This is a genomic window from Burkholderia sp. E168m15 (genome assembly GCF_016586105.1).
In the GTDB taxonomy this organism is placed as follows: domain Bacteria; phylum Pseudomonadota; class Gammaproteobacteria; order Burkholderiales; family Burkholderiaceae; genus Burkholderia; species Burkholderia orbicola.
On the sequence record NZ_BCPO01000248.1, the window covers coordinates 1 to 729 of the forward strand.

Here is a 729-nt window from a genome sequence, read left to right on the forward strand (position 1 = left end):
GCGGGCGAGATGACGATCCGGATCGCGTACAACCTGTTCACGCAGAAGCCGAACGCGGAGAAGGAAGACTTCGTGAACTGGACGAAGAGCGTCAAGTACCACGATGGCACCGACTACTTCCGCAACAACGGCGCGGGCGAGATGCTGGCGTTTTCCGCGGCCGACTTCGAGGACTTCCGCGTCGCGCGGCCGGACCTGCCCGCGCAGATGGAAGACGACCTCGAAGGCGTCGTGCGCGTGCTCGCGGAAAACCGTTGGCCATGGCGCATGCACGCGACCTACGACGAAACGATCAGCCGCGCGCTCGACGTGTTCGAGAAGGTCAACGAGGACATCCCGCTCGAAGGGCTGAACTGGTTCTTCGATCACGCGGAAACGATCACCGAGAAGTCGATGGACCGGATTCGCCGCGCTCGGCGGCGGCATCGCGGTGCAGCACCGGATGGCGTACCAGGGCGAATATTTCGTCGAGCGCTACGGCGCGCAAGCCGCGGAGGCGACGCCGCCGGTCGCGAAGATGCTCGCCAAGGGGCTCAAGGTGTCGGCCGGCACCGATGCGACGCGCGTCGCGTCGTACAACCCGTGGGTGTCGCTTGCATGGCTCGTGACCGGCAAGACGGTCGGCGGCCTGAGGATGTATCCGCAGCGCAACCTGCTCGATCGCGAAACCGCGCTGCGGATGTGGACCGAGTACGTGACGTGGTTCTCGAACGAGGAAGGCAAGAAAGG

The 729-nt window shown here is 64.7% G+C and carries 1 pseudogene; it reads left to right on the forward strand.

The annotated features are described in order from the left end of the window. Nucleotides 1–729: pseudogene (locus JMF86_RS34900) on the forward strand (amidohydrolase family protein); the annotation flags it as partial.